Origin of the sequence: Roseiflexus sp. RS-1 (assembly GCF_000016665.1) — a bacterium.
Lineage (GTDB): Bacteria > Chloroflexota > Chloroflexia > Chloroflexales > Roseiflexaceae > Roseiflexus.
This window is the reverse complement of sequence record NC_009523.1, coordinates 2,427,257-2,451,267: the sequence shown is the minus strand read 5'-3', so window position 1 is coordinate 2,451,267 and position 24,011 is coordinate 2,427,257. Positions and strand designations below refer to the sequence as shown.

At 57.6% G+C, this 24,011-nt stretch carries 13 protein-coding genes and 1 CRISPR repeat array; of the genes, 12 read left to right on the top strand and 1 reads right to left on the bottom strand.

Features of this window, described 5'->3' with window-relative positions; translation table 11 throughout:
* The first annotated feature begins 1 nt into the window (after position 1).
* The 9 genes from ROSERS_RS25990 (at position 2) to leuC (ending at position 10,902) form a co-directional block, all read left to right on the top strand.
* A complete protein-coding gene (locus ROSERS_RS25990) occupies positions 2-157 on the top strand; it encodes a hypothetical protein (protein WP_157041026.1) in 156 nt (51 codons plus the stop codon).
* Positions 158-610: 453 nt separating this feature from the next.
* The gene (gene ilvB / locus ROSERS_RS10195; protein WP_011956701.1) at positions 611-2,356 is read left to right on the top strand and encodes a biosynthetic-type acetolactate synthase large subunit; all 1,746 of its coding nucleotides are present in this window, start codon (positions 611-613) and stop codon (positions 2,354-2,356) included.
* Between the two features lie 46 nt (positions 2,357-2,402).
* A complete protein-coding gene (gene ilvN, locus ROSERS_RS10190) occupies positions 2,403-2,945 on the top strand; it encodes an acetolactate synthase small subunit (protein WP_011956700.1) in 543 nt (180 codons plus the stop codon).
* Positions 2,946-3,036: 91 nt separating this feature from the next.
* Positions 3,037-4,059: a ketol-acid reductoisomerase gene (gene ilvC / locus ROSERS_RS10185; RefSeq protein ID WP_011956699.1), complete on the top strand. Its 1,023-nt coding sequence runs from the start codon at positions 3,037-3,039 to the stop codon at positions 4,057-4,059.
* A 27-nt stretch (positions 4,060-4,086) separates the two neighbouring features.
* Positions 4,087-5,757: a 2-isopropylmalate synthase gene (locus ROSERS_RS10180; protein ID WP_011956698.1), complete on the top strand. Its 1,671-nt coding sequence runs from the start codon at positions 4,087-4,089 to the stop codon at positions 5,755-5,757.
* Positions 5,758-5,814: 57 nt separating this feature from the next.
* The gene (pheA, locus tag ROSERS_RS10175; protein ID WP_011956697.1) at positions 5,815-6,654 is read left to right on the top strand and encodes a prephenate dehydratase; all 840 of its coding nucleotides are present in this window, start codon (positions 5,815-5,817) and stop codon (positions 6,652-6,654) included.
* 39 nt (positions 6,655-6,693) lie between these two features.
* Positions 6,694-8,316: a citramalate synthase gene (cimA, locus tag ROSERS_RS10170; protein WP_011956696.1), complete on the top strand. Its 1,623-nt coding sequence runs from the start codon at positions 6,694-6,696 to the stop codon at positions 8,314-8,316.
* 178 nt (positions 8,317-8,494) lie between these two features.
* Positions 8,495-9,421: a branched-chain amino acid transaminase gene (locus ROSERS_RS10165; protein WP_011956695.1), complete on the top strand. Its 927-nt coding sequence runs from the start codon at positions 8,495-8,497 to the stop codon at positions 9,419-9,421.
* A gap of 56 nt (positions 9,422-9,477) precedes the next feature.
* Entirely contained in the window at positions 9,478-10,902 is a 1,425-nt protein-coding gene (gene leuC / locus ROSERS_RS10160) for a 3-isopropylmalate dehydratase large subunit (protein ID WP_011956694.1), read from the top strand.
* Positions 10,903-11,618: 716 nt separating this feature from the next.
* Here the strand turns inward: leuC and ROSERS_RS27175 are convergent.
* A complete protein-coding gene (locus tag ROSERS_RS27175) occupies positions 11,619-11,753 on the bottom strand; it encodes a hypothetical protein (RefSeq protein WP_269628058.1) in 135 nt (44 codons plus the stop codon).
* 268 nt (positions 11,754-12,021) lie between these two features.
* Here ROSERS_RS27175 and leuD point away from each other — a divergent pair, with 268 nt between their 5' ends.
* Genes leuD through leuB form a run of 3 tightly spaced genes read left to right on the top strand, consistent with a single transcriptional unit; the run spans position 12,022 to position 14,247 of the window.
* Positions 12,022-12,636, top strand: coding sequence for a 3-isopropylmalate dehydratase small subunit (leuD, locus tag ROSERS_RS10155; protein WP_011956693.1), 615 nt, complete (start codon positions 12,022-12,024; stop codon positions 12,634-12,636).
* Between the two features lie 6 nt (positions 12,637-12,642).
* Positions 12,643-13,131, top strand: coding sequence for a YqhA family protein (locus tag ROSERS_RS10150; protein WP_011956692.1), 489 nt, complete (start codon positions 12,643-12,645; stop codon positions 13,129-13,131).
* A gap of 12 nt (positions 13,132-13,143) precedes the next feature.
* Positions 13,144-14,247: a 3-isopropylmalate dehydrogenase gene (gene leuB, locus ROSERS_RS10145; protein ID WP_011956691.1), complete on the top strand. Its 1,104-nt coding sequence runs from the start codon at positions 13,144-13,146 to the stop codon at positions 14,245-14,247.
* Positions 14,248-14,537: 290 nt separating this feature from the next.
* Positions 14,538-23,721: a CRISPR direct-repeat array (repeat unit 37 nt; unit sequence ATTGAGGAATTTTCGGCTCGCTGAAGAGCACTGAAAC).
* Positions 23,722-24,011 lie beyond the last annotated feature (290 nt).

Sequence of the window (24,011 nt, the reverse complement as noted above, 5' to 3'; positions counted from 1 at the left end):
CGTGACGCTCCTGCTGCACACCATGCTCAACGCTCCAACCCTCAACCTTCAACCTTCAACGCCCCAACCTTCAACCTTCAACCTCCAACGCCCCAACCTTCAACCTTCAACGCCCCAACCTTCAACCTTCAACGCCCCAACCTTCAACCCCACTTGACAAATGCACGCTCCTTCGGATATACTCACAGCGGTATCAGTGCAACGAGTGTCATCCGTATGAACCGACGAAACGCCAGCCTCCTCCTTAGCCTTATCCTTGTAGCCCTGATTATTATCACGGGCTTATAGGCGTTTGGGAGGCAGCGCGCGGCGAGACGCACAATACGAACGACACGAGCCCCTCCCAAACCCACGGGAGGGGCTCTTCGTTTGGGGTCATACGATGTCGCAATGATGCGCAACCGTTGCCGGTCACGGTCGAACCCGACCAGTCCCCGTAAGCGACAGAGAAGTCGCTGATGCGCCACTGATGCGCGATCAGGCGCCGATGACGGCGACGCCTGCGCTTGCGTGTGCGTTGCACATCAGGCGCTATCAGGAAAGAAGAAGACGAAACAGTGACGCTATCCGCAACAACCGGCTCACCATTCCAGAGAAAGGGAGGAAACAGATGTCCGAAAAGCGCACCGGCGCTCAGGTGATGTGTGAGGCGCTGATCCGCAATGGGGTCGAAGTGATGTTCGGCATCCCCGGCGGCGCGATCATGCCGTTCTACTACGCGATGTGGGAGTACCGCGATAAGCTGCGCCACGTGCTCTGTCGCCACGAACAGGGCGCAGGACACGCCGCCGAAGGGTATGCGCGCGCTACCGGTCGGTTGGGTGTGTGCATCGGCACCAGCGGACCCGGCGCGACCAACCTGGTGACGCCACTTGCCGACGCAATGATGGACAGTACGCCAATTCTGGCAATCACCGGACAGGTCGGGTCGCATGTGCTCGGCAAGGATGCCTTTCAGGAGACCGACATTACCGGCATTACCATGCCGATCACCAAACACAACTACCTGGTGAAACGCGCCGAAGACCTGCCCTACGTGTTTGAGGAAGCGATCTATATCGCTACCACCGGGCGCCCTGGTCCGGTGTTGATCGATGTGACGAAGGATGCCCAGCAGGCCACCATCGTCCCCGACTGGAATATCAAACTCGACCTCCCCGGCTATAAGCCGAACTACCGCCCCAATCTCAAGCAGGTACGCGAAGCGATCAAACTGATCCTGAGCGCGAAGAAACCGCTGATCATCGCCGGTCACGGGATCATTATGTCCGGCGCCGTCGAGGAACTGCGCGCCTTCGCCGAGCGCACCCGCATCCCGGTGATTACCACCCTCCACGGCATCGGCGCCTTCCCCGAAGACCATCCGCTCAGCATCGGCATGCCGGGCATGCACGGCTGGGTGCATGTCAATCGCGCCATTCAGGAGTGCGATGTGCTGTTCAATATCGGCGGGCGCTTCGATGACCGGGTCACCGGCAAGGCAAGCACCTTCGCTCCCAATGCAAAGGTCATCCATGTGGACATCGACCCCTCCGAGATCGGCAAGAACGTCAAAGTGACCGTGCCGATCGTCGCTGATGCGCGCCTGGCGTTGCAGGCGTTCCTCGATGAGTTCCCGCCCGACCGCGAGGCGTTCGCCGAACTGCACGGGCACGCTTCCGACTGGATGGAGCACATTCGCGAAATGCAGGCGAAGCACCAACCGAAGCAGCAGTACCTCAACCGCGCCGACACCGAGAACATGAGCCTGCCGCCGCACGATGTGTATGCGGCACTGACAAAGGCGCTCAACAGCCGCGGCAACTACCGCGTCGTCACCGACGTCGGGCAGCATCAGATGTGGGCGGCGCAACTGATCGACTGGTACCGTCCGCGCACCCATATCACCTCCGGCGGCGCAGGAACCATGGGTTTCGCCGTACCGGCAGCACTCGGCGTTGCGATTGCCCACCCGAATGATACGGTCTGGGTGATCTGCGGCGATGGCGGCTTCCAGATGACCAATCAGGAGATGGCGACCATCGTGCAGGAAGGGATCAAGAATATCAAGATCGCAGTGATCAACAACGGCTATCTGGGCATGGTGCGCCAGTGGCAGGAACTGTTCGAGAACAAGCGCTACAGCGGCACGCCCCTCTCCGGTCCCGATTTCGCAAAACTGGCGGAGGCGTACTACTGGAAGGGGATCACGGTCGAGCATACCAGTCAGGTCGAGGCCGCTATCGAAGAAGCGTATGCCACCGACGGACCGGTGCTGATCGACTTCCGCGTTGAGCGCGAGGTCAATGTGTTCCCGATGGTGCCGCAGAACAAGAGCATCGGCGAAATGATCCTGGAGTCGCCGCATCAATCATAGGCTGGCGGAACAGCCCGGCTTTCTGAAACGCAACAAAGGAACGATCATGAAAAAACATACCATCGTCGCACTTGTGCAGGACCGCCCTGGCGTGCTGAGTCGGGTGGTCGGTCTCATCCGACGGCGCGGATACAATATCGAAAGTCTGGCTGTCGGTCACAGCGAAACTCCCGGTGTCAGTCGGATGACGATCGTAGTGGAATGGGAGGATGTCGAACAGGTGGTCAAACAACTCTACCGCCTGATCGAAGTATTGAAGGTGAGTGATGTCACCAACGACCCAACCGTCGAACGCGAAATGGCGCTGATGAAACTGCATGCGCCGCCGGCAAAACGCCCGGAGATCGTCGCCCTTACCGAAGTGTTCGACGCCAAGATCGTCGATGTCGGCGCCAATACCATGGTGATCGAGATGACCGGTTCGCCATCCAAGGTGCAAAACTTCATCGATGTGATCCGTCCCTATGGAATCCGCGAGATGATGCGCACCGGACGAATTGCGATGGTGCGCGGCGCACGCGGGCATAATGCGGAAGAGTATGTCGAGAACGCCAATGGGCATGCCGAGCGCGTGCCGGTGATGAACTAGACGGAGTGAGAGGGCGCAGCAGTCGCCCATCGATGAGATGCTGACGACCGGGGATGACTGCTGCACCCCGGCAGGAGAATGCAACGCGACTATGGCAAACATTTACTACGAAAATCACGCCGATCTTTCTCGCCTTGCCGGACGGACTATCGCCGTCATCGGGTTCGGCAGCCAGGGGCACGCGCACGCCCTGAATCTCAGGGATAGCGGTTGTGATGTTGTTGTCGGTCTCTATCACGGGTCGAAGAGCTGGAGCAAGGCGGAAGGGTTGGGGCTGAAGGTGCTGCCCGTCGCCGACGCTGCAAAAGAAGCGCAGATCATCATGCTGGCGCTCCCCGATACGGCGCAGGCGGCGATCTACCGCGACGAGATCGGTCCGTCCATGACGCCCGGCAAGACGCTGATGTTCGCCCATGGCTTCAACATTCGCTTCGGACAGATCGTGCCGCCGGAGGGCGTCGATGTCAGCATGGTCGCACCCAAAGCGCCCGGTCACCGGGTACGCGAGGTCTATACGCAGGGCGGCGGCGTCCCGGCGCTCGTCGCTGTGCATCAGGACGCTTCGGGGCACGCACTGGCAGACGCGCTGGCATATGCCCGCGGGCTTGGCTGTACCCGCGCTGGCGTTATCGAGACGACGTTTGCCGAAGAAACCGAAACCGATCTGTTCGGTGAACAGGTGGTATTGTGCGGCGGTGTGTCGGCGCTGGTCAAAGCCGCGTTCGAGACCCTGGTCGAAGCCGGGTATCAACCGGAAGTCGCGTATTTCGAGTGCATGCACGAACTCAAGTTGATCGTCGATCTCTTCTACCAGGGCGGTCTCAACTATATGCGCTATTCGGTCAGCGATACGGCAGAGTGGGGCGATTACACTGCCGGTCCGAAGATCATCACCGACGAGACGCGCGCAACGATGAAACGCATTCTGGCGGATATTCAGAGCGGCGCGTTCGCCGAAGACTGGATCGAAGAGAACCATAATGGTCGCCCGCGCTTCAATGCGTACCGCACCCGTGACATCTCGCATCCCATCGAGCAGGTGGGGCGTGAGTTGCGCCGGATGATGCCGTTCGTCAACCCGCGCGAGGTTGTACCGGGTGAAGGCGGGGCGTGAAGAACCAGTAAAGGAGAAACCAGCGCTATGGAGGATCATGTACGCATCTTCGATACCACCCTGCGCGATGGTGAACAGGCGCCCGGCTGCACAATGACCCTGGAAGAAAAACTGGAGGTAGCGCGGCAACTTGCGCGCCTGGGCGTCGACATCATCGAAGCCGGCTTCCCGGCAGCGTCCCCCGGCGACTGGGCGGCAGTCCACGAGATCGCCAGAACCGTCGGAACGCCGGACGGTCCGATCATCGCAGCCCTGGCGCGCGCCAATAAGGACGACATCGATAAAGCCTGGAGCGCCATTCAACCCGCCGCGAAGAAACGTATCCACACCTTTATCTCCTCGTCCGACATTCACATTGAACATCAGTTGCGTTCGACCCGCGAAGAAGTGCTGGAGCGCGCACGCATGATGGTGCGCTACGCCCGTTCGCTGTGCGACGATGTCGAGTTCTCGCCGATGGACGCGACCCGCTCCGACCCGGAGTATGTCTACCGCATGCTCGCGGCAGTGGTCGAAGAGGGCGCCACCACGCTCAACATTCCTGATACCGTCGGTTACGCCACCCCCGAAGAGTACGCCGAACTGATCGCCGGTATCTATCGTCACGTCCCCGGCGCGGAGAAGGTCATCATTTCCACCCACTGCCACGACGACCTGGGCATGGCGGTGGCGAATTCGCTGGCAGGCGTGCGCGCTGGCGCGCGTCAGATTGAATGCACCATCAATGGCATTGGCGAACGCGCTGGCAACGCTTCACTCGAAGAAGTCGTGATGGCGTTGAAAACACGCCGATCGTTCTTTGGAGTCGATACACGGATCAACACCCGCGAACTGGCGCGCAGCAGTCGCCTGGTGAGCACCATTATCGGCATGCCGGTGCCGCCCAACAAGGCGATTGTCGGCGCCAACGCCTTCGCCCACGAGTCCGGCATTCATCAGGACGGCGTCCTGAAGCACCGGATGACCTACGAAATTATGGACGCAACAACCATCGGTCTCGATGGGAATGCGATTGTGCTCGGCAAACATTCGGGACGCAATGCGCTGCGCACCAAACTCGCCGCTATGGGGTATGAGTTCGACAGCGAGGAAGAATTCAACCAGGTCTTCCAGCGCTTCAAGGAACTGTGCGACAAAAAGAAGGTTGTCGATGATCGCGACCTGGAAGTGCTGGCAACCGGCGGTTCGCTCCACACCCCCGACCTCTACCGCCTGGACCACGTGCAGGTTACCTGCGGCACCGGCGTGACACCGGTGGCGACGGTACGCATCACCGATCCTGACGGCAACACGCACACCACCGCCGCCCACGGCACCGGTCCGGTCGATGCGATCTACAAAGCGATCGACAAAATTGTCGGGCGACCGAATGAACTGATCGAATTCTCGATCAAGGCGGTGACCGAGGGGATCGATGCGGTTGCTGAGGTTTCAGTTCGCATTCGCGAACCGGGTAATGAAGTCCAGGAGGGCGAGTATCGCGTCGGGCGCCACCGCGGACCGCAGATCTACAGCGGCTACAGCGCCAACACCGATACCATCGTCGCGGCTGCCGAGTCGTACATGACGGCGCTCAACAAGATGATCGCGGCGCGGCAGGAACGTCTCAGCGCTGAAAACGCTGCGTATGCCGCCGGATATGATCGCAACAAGCCAACGTATGCGGTCGACCTGTTCGGCAAGAATGCAACCGAGTGAACGCGCGCGGCTGGAACGGCGACGACCGGCGCCAGGCGTGCAAGAGACCGAACTATCATGACCTGTTCAATCGCGTATCTTGGTCCTCCCGGTTCCTACAGCGAGATTGCGGCGCTGGCGTATGGCGGGGAACGGGCGATCTGCATTCCGCTGGCAAGCATGCCAGCAGTTGTCACCGCCGTCGAAACCGGCGCTGCAACCGCCGGCATCCTGCCGATCGAAAATGTGCTCGAAGGGAGCGTGACCACCACGCTCGATCTGCTCATCCACGAGACCGACCTGCGTATTGCAGGTGAGACGGTTATCCCGATCCGGCACTACCTGGTTGGGCGCCCTGGTCTGGCGCTGCACGAGATTAAGGTACTCTACGGACACCCGCAGTCGCTGGGGCAGTGTCGGCGTTTCATCGAACGTTGCCTGCCCGGCGTGGCCACCGTCGCATCCCTGAGCAACAGCGCGGCGCCCGCCGAGGCGCTGGCGGACGAACGTCCGGCGGCGGCGATCGGCACCCTGCGCGCAGCAGAACTCGTCGGCGCAGCGGTGATTGCGAGCGATATTCAGGATCGCTCCGGGAATGTCACCCGCTTCATCGCACTGGGGCGTCACGACCATCCGCCGACCGGCGACGATAAGACCAGTTTCTGCTTCGGCTTCGACCGCGAAGATCGACCGGGCGTGCTGGTGGACGCTCTTCAGGAACTGGCGTCGGTGGGCATCAATATGACCAAACTCGAATCCCGCCCTTCGAAAGAAGTGCTGGGACAGTACATCTTTCTGGTTGACATCAACGGTCACCGCGAAGATCCGACGGTGGCCGCCGCTCTGGAGCGTATTCGCGCAAAAACGGGACTGTTCAAGGTTTTCGGCAGCTACCCGCGCTGGCGTGGGCCGCAGTAGATGCCTGATGTTTGATGTATTGTGCGCAAGGAGCCTGTTATGCAGATTCTGCTCTACGATACCACCCTGCGCGACGGAACGCAGCGTGAGGGTCTCTCGCTCTCTGTTGAGGATAAACTCAAGATCGCGCGTGAACTCGATCTGCTCGGCGTTCACTATATCGAAGGGGGATGGCCCGGATCGAACCCTAAAGACGCTGAGTTCTTCCAGCGCATCAGGCGCGTCACCCTGCGCCACGCGAAAATCGCCGCCTTCGGCAGCACCCGCCACGCCGACGCCACCTGCGACGCCGACGCCAACATTCAGGCGCTGGTCGAAGCCGATACCCCTGTCGTCACGCTGGTCGGCAAAAGCTCGACGCTCCATGTCGAGAAGGTGCTCGAAACGACGCCCCGGGAAAACCTGGCGATGATCGGCGATAGCGTCGCGTATTTCAAAGAACGCGGCAAAGAGGTTGTCTACGATGCCGAGCATTTCTTTGATGGCTACAAACTTGATGCCGCATATGCGCTGGCGACTCTGACCGCAGCCGCGCGCGCTGGCGCCGATTGTCTGGTGCTGTGCGACACGAACGGCGGCAGTCTGCCGGATGAAGTCGCTGCGGTCGTCCAGGTCGTGCGCCAACACCTGGCACAGGAAGGGTTCGATGTCGGCACACCAGACGCGCGCCTGACGCTCGGCATTCATACGCACAACGACGGCGCCCTTGCTGTCGCCAACGCCATTGCCGCCGTGCGCGCCGGATGCATCCACGTTCAGGGAACGATCAACGGCTACGGCGAACGCTGCGGCAACATGGACCTGATCCCGCTGATCGCCAACCTGCAACTGAAACTCGGCTACCGCTGCGTCACTCCCGAACAACTCCGCCGCCTGACCGAGGTGTCGCACTATGTGGCTGCGGTCGCCAACCTCAACCCCGACACTCACGCACCATTTGTCGGTCATTCCGCTTTTGCGCATAAAGGCGGCATTCATGTCGCCGCCGTCGCCAAGATACCCGACAGTTACCAGCATATCGATCCTGAACTGGTCGGCAACCGCATGCGCATTGTGGTGAGTGAACTGTCGGGGCGCGGCAACGTGCGGATGCGCGCGCAGGAACTCGGTCTCGAACTGAACGGGAACGAGCGCGTAGTGCTGCAACGGATCAAAGAACTGGAGAACCGCGGCTTCCAGTTCGAGGCAGCCGAAGGATCATTCGAGATGCTGGTGCGCCGCGCCGCGCCGGACTATGAACCGCCGTTCGAGTTGCTCGACTTTACCGTCGTCGTCAGCAAGCATGGCGACCGGGATATGACCTCGCAGGCGATGGTGAAACTCCGGGTCGGCGACGAGGTGATGCATACCGCCGCCGAAGGCGCCGGACCGGTCAACGCCCTCGACAGGGCGATCCGCAAGGCGTTGCTGCCGCACTATCCCGAACTCGCCGATGTGCAGCTGGTGGATTACAAAGTGCGTATTGTGGACGAACACCTGGGCACTGCCGCCAAACCGCGCGTGCTGATCGAGTCGGCGCGCGGCGAGGAGCGCTGGAGCACGGTCGGTTGTTCGGAGAATATTATCGAAGCCAGTTTCATGGCGCTGTGGGATAGCCTGGAATTGCCGCTTGCGCGACGACGGGCGATGGCAAAGGCGACGACTGAGTCGCTTCAAGGCTGATATAATTGACTTCACTGCAAAAACGCACCGCCGAGACGCTGGGATTACAGAGAACGGCAAAAACTAACATGAGCGTCCTCTGAAAACGCCGCACCGCTGCGGTGAAACGTTGCAGCACGCTCATCATTGCGCCAGGCGCAACGGCGCCGGTTCACACTGCTGTGAAAGGAGAAATCCAATGCCTATCCGCGAATCGAAGTATATCTGGTTCAACGGCGAGATGGTTCCCTGGGAAAAGGCGACCGTCCACGTTATGACGCACGCCCTGCACTACGGATCATCGGTCTTCGAGGGAATCCGCGCCTACGAAACGCCCCAGGGCGCTGCGATTTTCCGCCTGCGCGAACACATCCGCCGTCTCTTCGATTCGTGCCGGATCTACCGGATGGATCCGCCATTCACGCCGGATCAGGTGTTCGAAGCCTGCCGTGCGGTAGTGCGCGAGAACGGCTTGCAGAACGCCTATATCCGCCCGCTGGTGTGGCGCGGCTACGGCGAGATGGGGCTGAACCCGCTGCGCTCACCGGTCGAGGTGATGGTCGCCGCAATGGAATGGGGCGCCTACCTGGGCGCCGAAGGGCTTGAACACGGCGTGGATGTGCATGTTTCCTCCTGGCAGCGGGTCGCGCCGAATACCCTGCCGGCGATGGCGAAGGCTGGCGGTAACTACCTTTCATCGCAGTTGATCGTGATGGAAGCGGCACGCAACGGCTACGCCGAAGGCATTGCGCTCGATGTGCATGGATGGCTGTCGGAAGGATCGGGCGAAAACCTGTTCCTCATCCGCGACGGCGTCATCTACACGCCGCCGGTCACCGCCGCGCTGCTGCCCGGCATTACCCGCGACGCGGTGATCACCCTGGCGCAGCAACTCGGCTACCAGGTGCGCGAGCAAAATCTGCCGCGCGAGATGCTCTACCTGGCGGATGAACTCTTCTTTACCGGCACCGCCGCAGAAGTGACGCCGATCCGCTCGGTCGATAAGTTGCCCGTCGGCAGCGGAAAGCGCGGACCGATCACAACCGCCATTCAGAAAGCGTTCTTCGGGCTGTTCTCCGGCGAAACAGAAGATCGCTGGGGATGGTTGACACCGGCGGCGGAGTGAGCATTGAACACTGCCGGAAACTGGCACATCTATCTATTGAACCAACAGGAACCGCTATGACACCTCGCACGCTGTTTGATAAAGTCTGGGATGCCCATATCGTTCGACCGCAGACGGCGGAAACCCCTGCAGTGATCTACATCGATCTGCATCTCATTCACGAAGTCACATCGCCGCAGGCGTTCACCGAACTGCGGCAGCGCGGTCTGAAGGTGCGCCGACCGGATCGTACCCTGGCGACGATGGATCATTCGACGCCAACCACGCCACGCGGCGCCGACGGGATCATCCCGGTCGTCGATGCGCAGGCGGCAGCGCAACTCCGCCAACTCGAGCAAAATTGCGCTGAGTTCGGCATCCCGCTCTTTGCACTGGGAAGCGAATACCAGGGCATCGTTCACGTCATCGGTCCTGAACAGGGGCTGACGCAGCCGGGCATGACCATTGTCTGCGGCGACAGCCACACCAGTACGCATGGCGCATTCGGCGCACTGGCGTTTGGCATCGGCACGTCCGAGGTCGCCCATGTGCTGGCGACGCAGTGCCTGATCCAGACCCGCCCCAAAACCATGGAAGTGCGCGTTGATGGGCGACTGGCGCCGGGCGTGACGGCCAAAGACATCATCCTGGCGATCATCGCGCGCTACGGCGTCGGCGCCGGTACCGGACACGTCTTCGAGTACACCGGCGAAACCATCCGGGCGCTGTCAATGGAAGAACGCATGACGATCTGCAACATGTCGATTGAAGGCGGTGCGCGCGCTGGTATGATCGCCCCCGATGACACTACATTCGAATATATTGCTGGACGACCGTTTGCGCCAAAAGGGAAAGCCTGGGACGAAGCTGTAGCGTACTGGCGCACCCTCCCCACCGACGAGGGTGCAGTCTATGACCGGATCATCACGCTCGACGCATCGCAACTGACACCGATGATCACTTACGGCACAAACCCTGGTATGGGCATGCCGATCGACGGGCGCATTCCGACGCCGGAAGAGTTGCCTGATCCGGCGGCGCGCCAGGCGCTCGACAAAGCGCTGCGTTACATGGACCTGCGCCCCGGACAACCCCTCCTCGGACACAAGATCGATGTTGTGTTCCTGGGGAGTTGCACTAACTCGCGGATTTCAGATCTGCGAATGGCGGCGCGGCTTCTGAAAGGACGCAAGATCGCCGATGGCGTGCGGATGATGGTCGTTCCCGGATCGCAGCAGGTCAAAAAGCAGGCGGAAGCCGAAGGTCTGCACGAGATTTTCCGCGCAGCCGGCGCCGAATGGCGCGAAGCCGGATGCTCGGCGTGCCTGGGCATGAACGATGACAAAGTGCCCCCCGGCAGGTACGCCGTCTCAACGAGCAATCGCAACTTCGAAGGGCGCCAGGGACCGGGAGCGCGCACCTTCCTCGCCAGTCCGCTCACTGCCGTCGCTTCTGCTATCGAAGGCGCGGTCGCCGACCCGCGCAGGTATCTGGGTGGATGAGGAGAATCTCAGAGAGAGTGGAGGTAACTCTCAGGCTGCCTGGCGTTCAGCGATTGAAATCGCCTCTGGAAGGCTTGTCGCCGGGCGTCCGCCTGCGTGGACGCCGCCACGGCGACCGCATAGGCGGTCGCCCGGCGCGAAACGTCCTCTCAGGCGCGGTTTCAACCGCATGCCTGAGCAGCAACGGCAGGAGGTAACTCCTCAGGCTGCCGGGCGTTCAGCGATTGAAATCGCCTCTGGGAAGGCTTTTCGCCGGGCGTCCGCCTGCGTGGACGCCGCCACGGCGACCGCATAGGCGGTCGCCCGGCGCGAAGCGTCCTCTCAGGCGCGGTTTCAACCGCACGCCTGAGCAGCAACGGCAGGAGGTAACTCCTCAGGCTGCTTGGCGTTCAGCGCGTGCAATCGCCTCTGGAAGGCTTTTCGCCGGGCGTCCGCCTGCGTGGACGCCGCCACGGCGACCGCTTAGGCGGTCGCCCGGCGCCAGGCGTCCTCTCAGGCGCGGTTTCAACCGCATGCCTGAGCAGCAACGGCAGGAGGTAACTCCTCAGGCTGCCGGGCGTTCAGCGATTGAAATCGCCTCTGGGAAGGCTTTTCGCCGGGCGTCCGCCTGCGTGGACGCCGCCACGGCGACCGCATAGGCGGTCGCCCGGCGCGAAGCGTCCTCTCAGGCGCGGTTTCAACCGCACGCCTGAGCAGCAACGGCCGGAGGTAACTCCTCAGGCTGCCGGGCGTTCAGCGATTGAAATCGCCTCTGGAAGGCTTTTCGCCGGGCGTCCGCCTGCGTGGACGCCGCCACGGCGACCGCCCAGGCGGTCGCCCGGCGCGAAGCGTCCTCTCAGGCGCGGTTTCAACCGCACGCCTGAGCAGCAACGGCCGGAGGTAACTCCTCAGCCGGGCGTTCAGCGATTGAAATCGCCTCTGGAAGGCTTTTCGCCGGGCGTCCGCCTGCGTGGACGCCGCCACGGCGACCGCCCAGGCGGTCACCCGGCGCCAGGCGTCCTCTCAGGCGCGGTTTCAACCGCATGCCTGAGCAGTTACGAGTGGAGGGTTGAGCCGGCAACGGCAGATGGAGGTCCGCTATGCCGCTCACTATGCGAATGAGAATATAGGAGCAATCACATGCAACCCATTTCGGTCATCACCGGGCGCATTGTCGCCCTTCCGGTCCAGGATATCGATACCGATCAGATCATTCCCGCCCGCTATCTCAAAGTCACCGACAAATCGGGACTGGCGGAGGGATTGTTCTACGCCTGGCGCTTCGACGCCGATGGCAAGCCCAACCCTGATTTCGTGCTGAACCGTCCAGAAACGCAGGGCGCTACCATCCTGGTTGCCGGGCGCAACTTCGGGTGCGGTTCATCACGCGAACATGCTCCCTGGGCGCTGCTGGGGTACGGGTTCAAGGCAGTCATCAGTCCCTACTTCGCCGACATTTTCCGCAACAATGCACTAAAGAACGGCTTGCTGACCGTCCAGGTAGACGATGAAACCTATCAGCAACTGGTCAGCCTCTTCGATGAAGACCCGACCACCACGGTCACCATTGACCTGGCAGCGCAGACGGTCACCCTTCCCGACGGTCGCGGCGTCCACTTCCCGATCGATCCGTTCACCAAACACTGCCTGCTGCACGGCGTCGATCAGATGGGATTTCTGCTCAATGAAGAAGCCGCCATCAGCGCGTATGAAGCCTCGCGTCCGGCGCGCGTCGTCACGACAGCAAGGAGCTGACAGGTAGTGACGCGCCTGATTGGACTGATACGCTACATCATTATTGTCGCAGTGCTGGCGACCCTCATTGCAGCAACGGCGCTGATCCTGTTTGGCACAGTTGAAACATATGTGGTCATACGCGATGTTTTTTCAAAAGGCGAGTTTACCTCGAAAGTCGCCAAAGCGCTGTTGCTCAGTTTTATCGAGATCACCGACATTTTCCTGCTGGCGACGGTGCTCTACATTGTTGCACTGGGATTGTACGAATTGTTCATCGACCACCAGGTGCCGGTGCCAAACTGGCTCGAAATCCGCACCCTCGATGATCTGAAAGACAAACTGATCGGCGTTATCATCGTCGTTATCGGTGTCGGATTTCTCGGTCAATTCACCACCTGGAACGGCGAGACGAACCTGCTGATTTCGGGCGGCGGCGCGGCGCTGGTTATCGCGGCGCTCACCTTCTTTCTCGGTCAGAAAAGCAAAAAGGACAAAGACCAGGACAAAGAATAGACGGAGCAGGACATGCATGCGGTTATCACTGCGCTTCCCGGAGACGGCATCGGACCGGAAGTGGTTGCTGAGGGGAGGCGTGTTCTCGAAGCGGTTGGAGAGCGTTTCGGACATACCTTCGACATGCGCGAAGCGCTGATCGGCGGATGCGCCATCGACGCCGTTGGAACGGCGCTGCCAGACGAAACCCTGCGCCTGTGCCGCGAGTCGGATGCGGTGCTTCTCGGCGCAGTCGGCGGTCCAAAATGGGATAACCCGGACGCGCCGGTGCGTCCCGAACAGGGACTGCTCGGCATCCGCAAGGCGCTGGGACTGTTCGCCAACCTGCGCCCGGTCACATTGCACCCGCGCCTGATCGCCGCGTCGCCGCTGCGCCCCGAACGATTGCAGGGAGTTGATCTGATCGTTGTACGTGAACTGACCGGCGGCATCTATTTTGGCGAAAAAGGGCGCGATACGACCCCTGATGGCGGCGAGAGCGCCTATGACGAATGCGTCTACACCACGGCTGAGATCGAGCGGATCGTGCGGACAGCCGCAACCCTGGCGCGTCAGCGGCGCAAAAAAGTGACCTCGGTGGACAAAGCGAACGTGCTGGAAACCTCACGCCTGTGGCGCAGCGTCACAACACGCGTGATGCGCGACGAGTTCCCCGACGTGCATCTGGAACACATGCTGGTCGACGCATGCGCCATGCACCTCATCCGCCGTCCCTCAGACTTCGACGTGATCGTGACCGAAAACATGTTCGGTGACATTCTGACCGATGAAGCATCGATGCTGGCAGGATCGATGGGGATGCTTCCATCCGCATCGCTCGGCGCACCCGGCGACACCGGCAGGACGACGCGGATGGGGTTGTACGAACCCATCCACGGCTCAGCGCCCGACATCGCCGGCAAAGGGATCGCCAACCCGCTGGCAACCATCCTGAGTGTAGCGCTGCTTCTGCGACACTCGCTGGGGCTGGAGCGCGAAGCGCGCGCCGTTGAAACCGCCGTCTGGCGCACCATCGAGGATGGCATCGTCACCGCCGACATTGCTGCGCCAGATGAGCGCCCCGCAACCACGACCGACGTCGGCGCGGCAGTGGCAGCGCGGGTCATCGTCGGGTAACTGGTATATTCGGACGATATGCGCCGCGCTTTCGCAACTCGTCGGGCAAAGGTCGAAAAGGCGGGTCGTTCAAATCGATGTGTCAACGATTCTATCGACGTTTTGGGCAGCAGAAAGGGAAGGAGCGTGTTTCGCAACTTGACGCGGTTTTGGCGCAAGAATCGGGTTGCGAAACGCGCCCGTTCATGCTAGTATACGGGTGTCATGGCGACGCACCAGGAAGGCTCAGGAACGACGAAGCGTGATCGTCGCAGTCGGGAATATGGATGGACGCAGGTGCGAGGGTCGGGATTGAGGAATTTTCGGCTCGCTGAAGAGCACTGAAACGGAGAAGCGCCGCTTTTTCGAGTTGTACCGCGTCTGGATTGAGGAATTTTCGGCTCGCTGAAGAGCACTGAAACGTCAACGCCGAAGCGCGTGAGGTGTCCCACGCGCCCATTGAGGAATTTTCGGCTCGCTGAAGAGCACTGAAACACCGACAGCACGCGCGGGTAGCATTTCGCCGCCTCCGAATTGAGGAATTTTCGGCTCGCTGAAGAGCACTGAAACTCGCCGCGCGGGATGTTCAGCAGGTTCGGCTCGCCGATTGAGGAATTTTCGGCTCGCTGAAGAGCACTGAAACGACGCGATGCGCATCAACCAGCGCTACCTCGACCTCGATTGAGGAATTTTCGGCTCGCTGAAGAGCACTGAAACACATCGGCATCAGACCGTTGCCGGTGTGGATGATCAATTGAGGAATTTTCGGCTCGCTGAAGAGCACTGAAACTCAATGGGCTGGTCGGGCTGTGCGATATGACGAACACATTGAGGAATTTTCGGCTCGCTGAAGAGCACTGAAACCAACACCCCGCGCCGCGTCCGCAACCAGCGCGCGGTCGAATTGAGGAATTTTCGGCTCGCTGAAGAGCACTGAAACCGTCCCGGCGCATCGGCAAGCCTTGGGACGGACTGAAATTGAGGAATTTTCGGCTCGCTGAAGAGCACTGAAACTCGCGCTCAACGAAAACGTCGGCAAACCAAAAACCTGATTGAGGAATTTTCGGCTCGCTGAAGAGCACTGAAACGACCGTCGCCAACTCGATCAGCGTCGGCAGCAACGTCAGAAATTGAGGAATTTTCGGCTCGCTGAAGAGCACTGAAACCTAGGCGCGCAAACGGCTAGGGCTAGCCTATAGTAATTGAGGAATTTTCGGCTCGCTGAAGAGCACTGAAACACTCGCGGTCAACGCGCGCGCCGTTTTCTGTTCTGGATTGAGGAATTTTCGGCTCGCTGAAGAGCACTGAAACGCTGTTGTTCCATCAGCAGTACCAGTGTCACAACACATCGATTGAGGAATTTTCGGCTCGCTGAAGAGCACTGAAACGTTCGTTGCGGGCGCGGCTTCGCACACCGAATCAATATAATTGAGGAATTTTCGGCTCGCTGAAGAGCACTGAAACTTCGCGCGCGAAACGCGGAAGTCGTTCTCCAGTTCGCGATTGAGGAATTTTCGGCTCGCTGAAGAGCACTGAAACTTGAGACGCCCGTCCCGACCGACGGCGAATAAATGAACAATTGAGGAATTTTCGGCTCGCTGAAGAGCACTGAAACTTTGCCGACCGGATGACAACGATATTCGGGTAGTTGTATTGAGGAATTTTCGGCTCGCTGAAGAGCACTGAAACGGCGGTGTACCGGGGCGCGAATAGTGGGAATGTTAGATTGAGGAATTTTCGGCTCGCTGAAGAGCACTGAAACCGCGGAGGCGGAAGAACTGATTCGCGCTCTTTTTGAATTGAGGAATTTTCGGCTCGCTGAAGAGCACTGAAACCCGCGACGAAGCGCTTGATGTGGTTCAATCGCTGAATTGAGGAATTTTCGGCTCGCTGAAGAGCACTGAAACGAAGAAGAACCGGTCGCTGGCGGGCGCGGTCTCGCATTGAGGAATTTTCGGCTCGCTGAAGAGCACTGAAACGCGTTCGCCCGGCGGCGGGGGAAGGTGTGACGGGCGATATTGAGGAATTTTCGGCTCGCTGAAGAGCACTGAAACGAACGGCTGGGTCGCGGAGCAGCAGCGCCACCAACATTGAGGAATTTTCGGCTCGCTGAAGAGCACTGAAACACGCGCTGCTTGCGGCGCTCGACGACTGGGGCGCAGAATTGAGGAATTTTCGGCTCGCTGAAGAGCACTGAAACATTGACGGTCGCTGGGAAGCGAACGCTACTATCGAAAATTGAGGAATTTTCGGCTCGCTGAAGAGCACTGAAACCTTGAGCGCGAGATCAACGTGTACGTTGAGACCAAAATTGAGGAATTTTCGGCTCGCTGAAGAGCACTGAAACGTCGTTGTCCTTCGCAACAGCGACCGATACTACGACCATTGAGGAATTTTCGGCTCGCTGAAGAGCACTGAAACTTGACAGACGGGAACTTGTGTGCTAGGCTAACGACCGGATTGAGGAATTTTCGGCTCGCTGAAGAGCACTGAAACGCATCAAGAACTTGAGGACTGGACGAAAGCGGTCGATTGAGGAATTTTCGGCTCGCTGAAGAGCACTGAAACACGTCGGCGTCGGCGAGAATAATCAAACGCGCTTTGATTGAGGAATTTTCGGCTCGCTGAAGAGCACTGAAACCACTGAATTCTCGGAAGAATTGCGCCGCTTCGTCGAATTGAGGAATTTTCGGCTCGCTGAAGAGCACTGAAACCGTTTCGCGCGCGAACGGCGCGCCGGAACCGGCGACGATTGAGGAATTTTCGGCTCGCTGAAGAGCACTGAAACTCAATCGGACGCACCTCCAACCCCACCGCATTATGAATTGAGGAATTTTCGGCTCGCTGAAGAGCACTGAAACGCGCCGAGGCGCTGCTCTATAAGGCGCTGCGACTGCATTGAGGAATTTTCGGCTCGCTGAAGAGCACTGAAACGGACGCGCCGGCGCTGGGGGTGCGCGACCCGAAGGCGATTGAGGAATTTTCGGCTCGCTGAAGAGCACTGAAACACCGAATCCGACAAGCCCCGTCCGACAACGGATGGATTGAGGAATTTTCGGCTCGCTGAAGAGCACTGAAACGCGATCTTCAAGTGTGGATGCACCCGCCCGGTCAGCATTGAGGAATTTTCGGCTCGCTGAAGAGCACTGAAACTTTTCGCCGCGTTTGCCCGGCGACCGCTCCTCACGCATTGAGGAATTTTCGGCTCGCTGAAGAGCACTGAAACAGTCGTCTGCGCGCGCTACCTCAACGACGCCGAGAAATTGAGGAATTTTCGGCTCGCTGAAGAGCACTGAAACGCCGCGCGGGGCGTCGGCAAGGAGACGCTGCAGGCGCATTGAGGAATTTTCGGCTCGCTGAAGAGCACTGAAACGCGCGTCGGCGAACCAAAATCCGGCGTTTGTCTGCCAATTGAGGAATTTTCGGCTCGCTGAAGAGCACTGAAACGACGCGATGCGCATCAACCAGCGCTACCTCGACATCGAGAATTGAGGAATTTTCGGCTCGCTGAAGAGCACTGAAACCGGCGCGGGCGCGGTCGATCTCGAAGCGCAATTCCTCATTGAGGAATTTTCGGCTCGCTGAAGAGCACTGAAACTCTGCTTCGTAAAATGCGGTCATTTTGTCGGGTCGTATTGAGGAATTTTCGGCTCGCTGAAGAGCACTGAAACTCAAGAACTTGATTCGACGTTTGGCTTTTGGCCGCAATCAAATTGAGGAATTTTCGGCTCGCTGAAGAGCACTGAAACTCCGGCGCGCCACCAACCGCGCCGCCGCTCGCTTACATTGAGGAATTTTCGGCTCGCTGAAGAGCACTGAAACGCGGTCGATTGCACGCGCTGGGTGGATGTCGATGATGATTGAGGAATTTTCGGCTCGCTGAAGAGCACTGAAACCGCTAACTCAGCGACCTAAACACCCGCCACGCGCTCCATTGAGGAATTTTCGGCTCGCTGAAGAGCACTGAAACGTCAAGCAACGTCGTGTAGCCGCACTCGGTCACACAATTGAGGAATTTTCGGCTCGCTGAAGAGCACTGAAACCTCACAATTCGTATAATTGCGCTGATGTTCGGAAAAATTGAGGAATTTTCGGCTCGCTGAAGAGCACTGAAACGCGACAAGCGCCATATGATCACCCCCCTTCTGCCAAATTGAGGAATTTTCGGCTCGCTGAAGAGCACTGAAACGTCCTTCCGCGCATCGTCCAGCGTCTGGTAGACGCTATTGAGGAATTTTCGGCTCGCTGAAGAGCACTGAAACTGATACGTTCCTGAGAGCGGTTTATGACCACTATCGAATTGAGGAATTTTCGGCTCGCTGAAGAGCACTGAAACCACTCGACAGCCCAGCGCGCCGCGTCGAACCAGACGGAATTGAGGAATTTTCGGCTCGCTGAAGAGCACTGAAACTTCACCATATTCTTCAGTAATTCGCGGATATCGGCAAAATTGAGGAATTTTCGGCTCGCTGAAGAGCACTGAAACGAAATCTCCGTTGAGTTCGCGGCGAAACTGAAGACGATTGAGGAATTTTCGGCTCGCTGAAGAGCACTGAAACGTCGAACTCGATCCATCCCCACTTTGAGACATCCCTTCCGATTGAGGAATTTTCGGCTCGCTGAAGAGCACTGAAACCTCAACCGGTTGGTTCTGGAACGTCAGCGTTGTCGGTGATTGAGGAATTTTCGGCTCGCTGAAGAGCACTGAAACACGACCGGAAACCCCGCCGGCGTCGGCGGGGTTCCATTGAGGAATTTTCGGCTCGCTGAAGAGCACTGAAACTCTATGCGCGTCAATTTCGATTCGTACCGGGTTGCATTGAGGAATTTTCGGCTCGCTGAAGAGCACTGAAACCTAGGCGCGCATACGGCTAGCGCAAGCGCGTGGTAACATTGAGGAATTTTCGGCTCGCTGAAGAGCACTGAAACGTCTGCTTTCGGTACACCAGTAGCCCCGATATGCCAAATTGAGGAATTTTCGGCTCGCTGAAGAGCACTGAAACCTCTCACCGTCCGAGCGTAGCCTACAACGGTCACAATATTGAGGAATTTTCGGCTCGCTGAAGAGCACTGAAACGTATGTAACATTTTTGCGCACAACAAGACATAGATTCGATTGAGGAATTTTCGGCTCGCTGAAGAGCACTGAAACATTCGTGATATGATGTTTTACGGAGTTTCACGGTGTTTCATTGAGGAATTTTCGGCTCGCTGAAGAGCACTGAAACTTTTGGACTTCCCACATATAACGTATCACCTCTCTATTGAGGAATTTTCGGCTCGCTGAAGAGCACTGAAACACAAAAACACCGTCTTTGCTTAGCCCTTTGAACCCGATTGAGGAATTTTCGGCTCGCTGAAGAGCACTGAAACAGACGATACGCGCGGCGAAAATGCGCGCTACCAGAACATTGAGGAATTTTCGGCTCGCTGAAGAGCACTGAAACCTGTACCAAAACCCTATCATCATAATGCCGATAGCCTACATTGAGGAATTTTCGGCTCGCTGAAGAGCACTGAAACTACACTTGCTGATACGGCGTATAAGGCTTATCTTGAATTGAGGAATTTTCGGCTCGCTGAAGAGCACTGAAACCTGATTAGTACCAGGGGAGTTGAACCCGTCACTACCGATTGAGGAATTTTCGGCTCGCTGAAGAGCACTGAAACAGATGAACCGCAAGGGCAAGGCAGAGACAGTACGGGTATTGAGGAATTTTCGGCTCGCTGAAGAGCACTGAAACCTGATTAGTACCAGGGGAGTTGAACCCGTCACTACCGATTGAGGAATTTTCGGCTCGCTGAAGAGCACTGAAACAGACGATACGCGCGGCGAAAATGCGCGCTACCAGAATTGAGGAATTTTCGGCTCGCTGAAGAGCACTGAAACTGATTGAGGTTGATTATGGATAAACTGAAAATATTAGATTGAGGAATTTTCGGCTCGCTGAAGAGCACTGAAACGCCTGTACCATTGCTTCATACCTGTGCTGTCGCAGATTGAGGAATTTTCGGCTCGCTGAAGAGCACTGAAACGACATTGTGTGTCAGGCAATGCGTGTACGCGCGCGATAAATTGAGGAATTTTCGGCTCGCTGAAGAGCACTGAAACTTCCCTATCCAAGCGGGCTTGTATAAACCCGCGCGCATTGAGGAATTTTCGGCTCGCTGAAGAGCACTGAAACCCTGAATAATTGCGTTTAGGATTGTGCGGATATTAGATTGAGGAATTTTCGGCTCGCTGAAGAGCACTGAAACCGTCAGGTAGCCGCTAGGCGCGCAAATGGCAAGGGCATTGAGGAATTTTCGGCTCGCTGAAGAGCACTGAAACTTTATCACGTCAACAGGAGAGGATCATATGCGCGTCAATTGAGGAATTTTCGGCTCGCTGAAGAGCACTGAAACGCAATTGCTGGCTACGATCCTAAATGCGCTCTCCTGATTGAGGAATTTTCGGCTCGCTGAAGAGCACTGAAACTTCAACAACGGTAAACCTGAATCTTGCGTACTCACGATTGAGGAATTTTCGGCTCGCTGAAGAGCACTGAAACGGATCGGATCGAACGCGCATTACAGCGCTCGACTGCATTGAGGAATTTTCGGCTCGCTGAAGAGCACTGAAACAACACGGGACTTTGATATGCCTAATCTTCAGTGGCGACATTGAGGAATTTTCGGCTCGCTGAAGAGCACTGAAACATAGGGCGTATAACGACGATCCGCCGCTCCGGGTTAATTGAGGAATTTTCGGCTCGCTGAAGAGCACTGAAACAAAATCGCCGGATTTTCCGCAAAATTGGGGCTTGACAATTGAGGAATTTTCGGCTCGCTGAAGAGCACTGAAACACGACGCGGATGTCTGGCAGCGCGCGGCGCGCTGGGCGATTGAGGAATTTTCGGCTCGCTGAAGAGCACTGAAACAGTTTCTCGACGACGGCGGGGCGGTGTTCCGGAATGATTGAGGAATTTTCGGCTCGCTGAAGAGCACTGAAACCCAGACCTCGATATCAATGATTTTCGGGTCTTGGAACATTGAGGAATTTTCGGCTCGCTGAAGAGCACTGAAACGTTTCCAGACGCCTATCAACTCGCCCTCGTATTCACGATTGAGGAATTTTCGGCTCGCTGAAGAGCACTGAAACAATCCGCCAGCAGCGCGTCGACGTTGACCGTTACGCCGAATTGAGGAATTTTCGGCTCGCTGAAGAGCACTGAAACCTGTTCAAACCGCGAGCGTTCGGCGTCGGTCGGTCGAATTGAGGAATTTTCGGCTCGCTGAAGAGCACTGAAACCGCTCCTCACCGACGGTTCCCAGAGGTGCAAGAGTTATTGAGGAATTTTCGGCTCGCTGAAGAGCACTGAAACGCCGTCTTTGCTTCGCCTCACGCTCAGACGGGAGTATTGAGGAATTTTCGGCTCGCTGAAGAGCACTGAAACTCCGGCGCAACGAAGGCGCTGCGGAAGTCGAGATCGGATTGAGGAATTTTCGGCTCGCTGAAGAGCACTGAAACGGGGCGACAACCACAGCGTCACCGCCGCGTTGATGATTGAGGAATTTTCGGCTCGCTGAAGAGCACTGAAACTGAGATCACATTGACAGTGCTGTACAACGAGGACTCAAATTGAGGAATTTTCGGCTCGCTGAAGAGCACTGAAACTCGTTGTCTTTCAGCAGTGTCACAACACAGCATCTTATTGAGGAATTTTCGGCTCGCTGAAGAGCACTGAAACGTTGTAACTTCCGACGACGCGGATCGACCGCGCGGCATTGAGGAATTTTCGGCTCGCTGAAGAGCACTGAAACTTGCACAACTGACGCAACACGCGCGCCGACGGAACCATTGAGGAATTTTCGGCTCGCTGAAGAGCACTGAAACGGGATGGACGAGCGGCGGGTGGCGCTGATGGTGCGTATTGAGGAATTTTCGGCTCGCTGAAGAGCACTGAAACCCAGACTTCGACGAGTGCGACGGCTTCTGTGTAATATTGAGGAATTTTCGGCTCGCTGAAGAGCACTGAAACAACGGTTGGATTGAGATCGTCCACATCGCACCCGTCCGCATTGAGGAATTTTCGGCTCGCTGAAGAGCACTGAAACTCGCGCTGGTGGAAGTCTGGCAGCGCGGCGGGTTGTTATTGAGGAATTTTCGGCTCGCTGAAGAGCACTGAAACTTCTAACCGGATTTCGGTGTTGTTCGCGCGACGCGATTGAGGAATTTTCGGCTCGCTGAAGAGCACTGAAACCGCCGCGCGGTCTATCGTCTGAAGTAACGCATCAAATTGAGGAATTTTCGGCTCGCTGAAGAGCACTGAAACGATGCGCGATTCCGGCGTCAAGCGTATCGAAAACGTCATTGAGGAATTTTCGGCTCGCTGAAGAGCACTGAAACCTCGCCGAGAACCCAAGTATGAAAGCCCTTCGCGCGCATTGAGGAATTTTCGGCTCGCTGAAGAGCACTGAAACCCAGATGCGGGATCGTCCGGTCGCGCCGAACTTGCATTGAGGAATTTTCGGCTCGCTGAAGAGCACTGAAACTGGTATAATAAGAATGGAGGGGGCGGAGAGCGCCCCATTGAGGAATTTTCGGCTCGCTGAAGAGCACTGAAACTTCGGGCGAGGCGATGGGCGCGGGCTGTCACAACACGATTGAGGAATTTTCGGCTCGCTGAAGAGCACTGAAACACAAACCCATCCACACCGAAGCGCGTGAGGTGACCCATTGAGGAATTTTCGGCTCGCTGAAGAGCACTGAAACTCGCCCTTTCGCAATCGCCGCCGGTCTCCGAAAGAGATTGAGGAATTTTCGGCTCGCTGAAGAGCACTGAAACAGAAACTCGTACACCGGCGCGGTTCGTTCCGCGTGTCGATTGAGGAATTTTCGGCTCGCTGAAGAGCACTGAAACAACTGGTGTTGATACTGCTCCGGAAGATGTGTTCCTATTGAGGAATTTTCGGCTCGCTGAAGAGCACTGAAACGGTGCGCCCCGGTCTCGACCCGCGAACTTCTCGTATTTATTGAGGAATTTTCGGCTCGCTGAAGAGCACTGAAACCGATGTATCGACTTGTGATACATCCTGGCGCGCCGTAGATTGAGGAATTTTCGGCTCGCTGAAGAGCACTGAAACCCGACGCGCTGGCGATCCAGTCGCCGTTACCGACGCATTGAGGAATTTTCGGCTCGCTGAAGAGCACTGAAACGTCACGCCGGACTAAGCGCGCTCGATTACGTCTGGATTGAGGAATTTTCGGCTCGCTGAAGAGCACTGAAACTCCGTCTTTCACCAACCAACCGCCAGTACTATACTTATTGAGGAATTTTCGGCTCGCTGAAGAGCACTGAAACCGCTCGCGGGCGAGATTGATGAGCACGCCGATCCCGCTATTGAGGAATTTTCGGCTCGCTGAAGAGCACTGAAACATGTTCCGCGCATCAACCTCGATGCTCCAGCGGGCGACATTGAGGAATTTTCGGCTCGCTGAAGAGCACTGAAACGCCTGAATAGCCTAATTGATAGACAATAGACGATATTTCAGGGATTTCGGCTCATTTTTGGCTGTTGAAGAGCATTGAAACTTGTCACCGTATTGGTTTCCGCTCGCCGACAGGCAAATTTCGGCTCATTTTTGGCTGTTGAAGAGCATTGAAACCCAGCAGGTTGATCGGCTATCGCATATCGCCTATCGGCTATCATCTATCAGCTCTCGGCTATCACCTATTACTACAGTTGGAGTTGTGGTATGCTCTACCTCTGTGGCAAACGAACTGAACGGAGGCATGGAAGA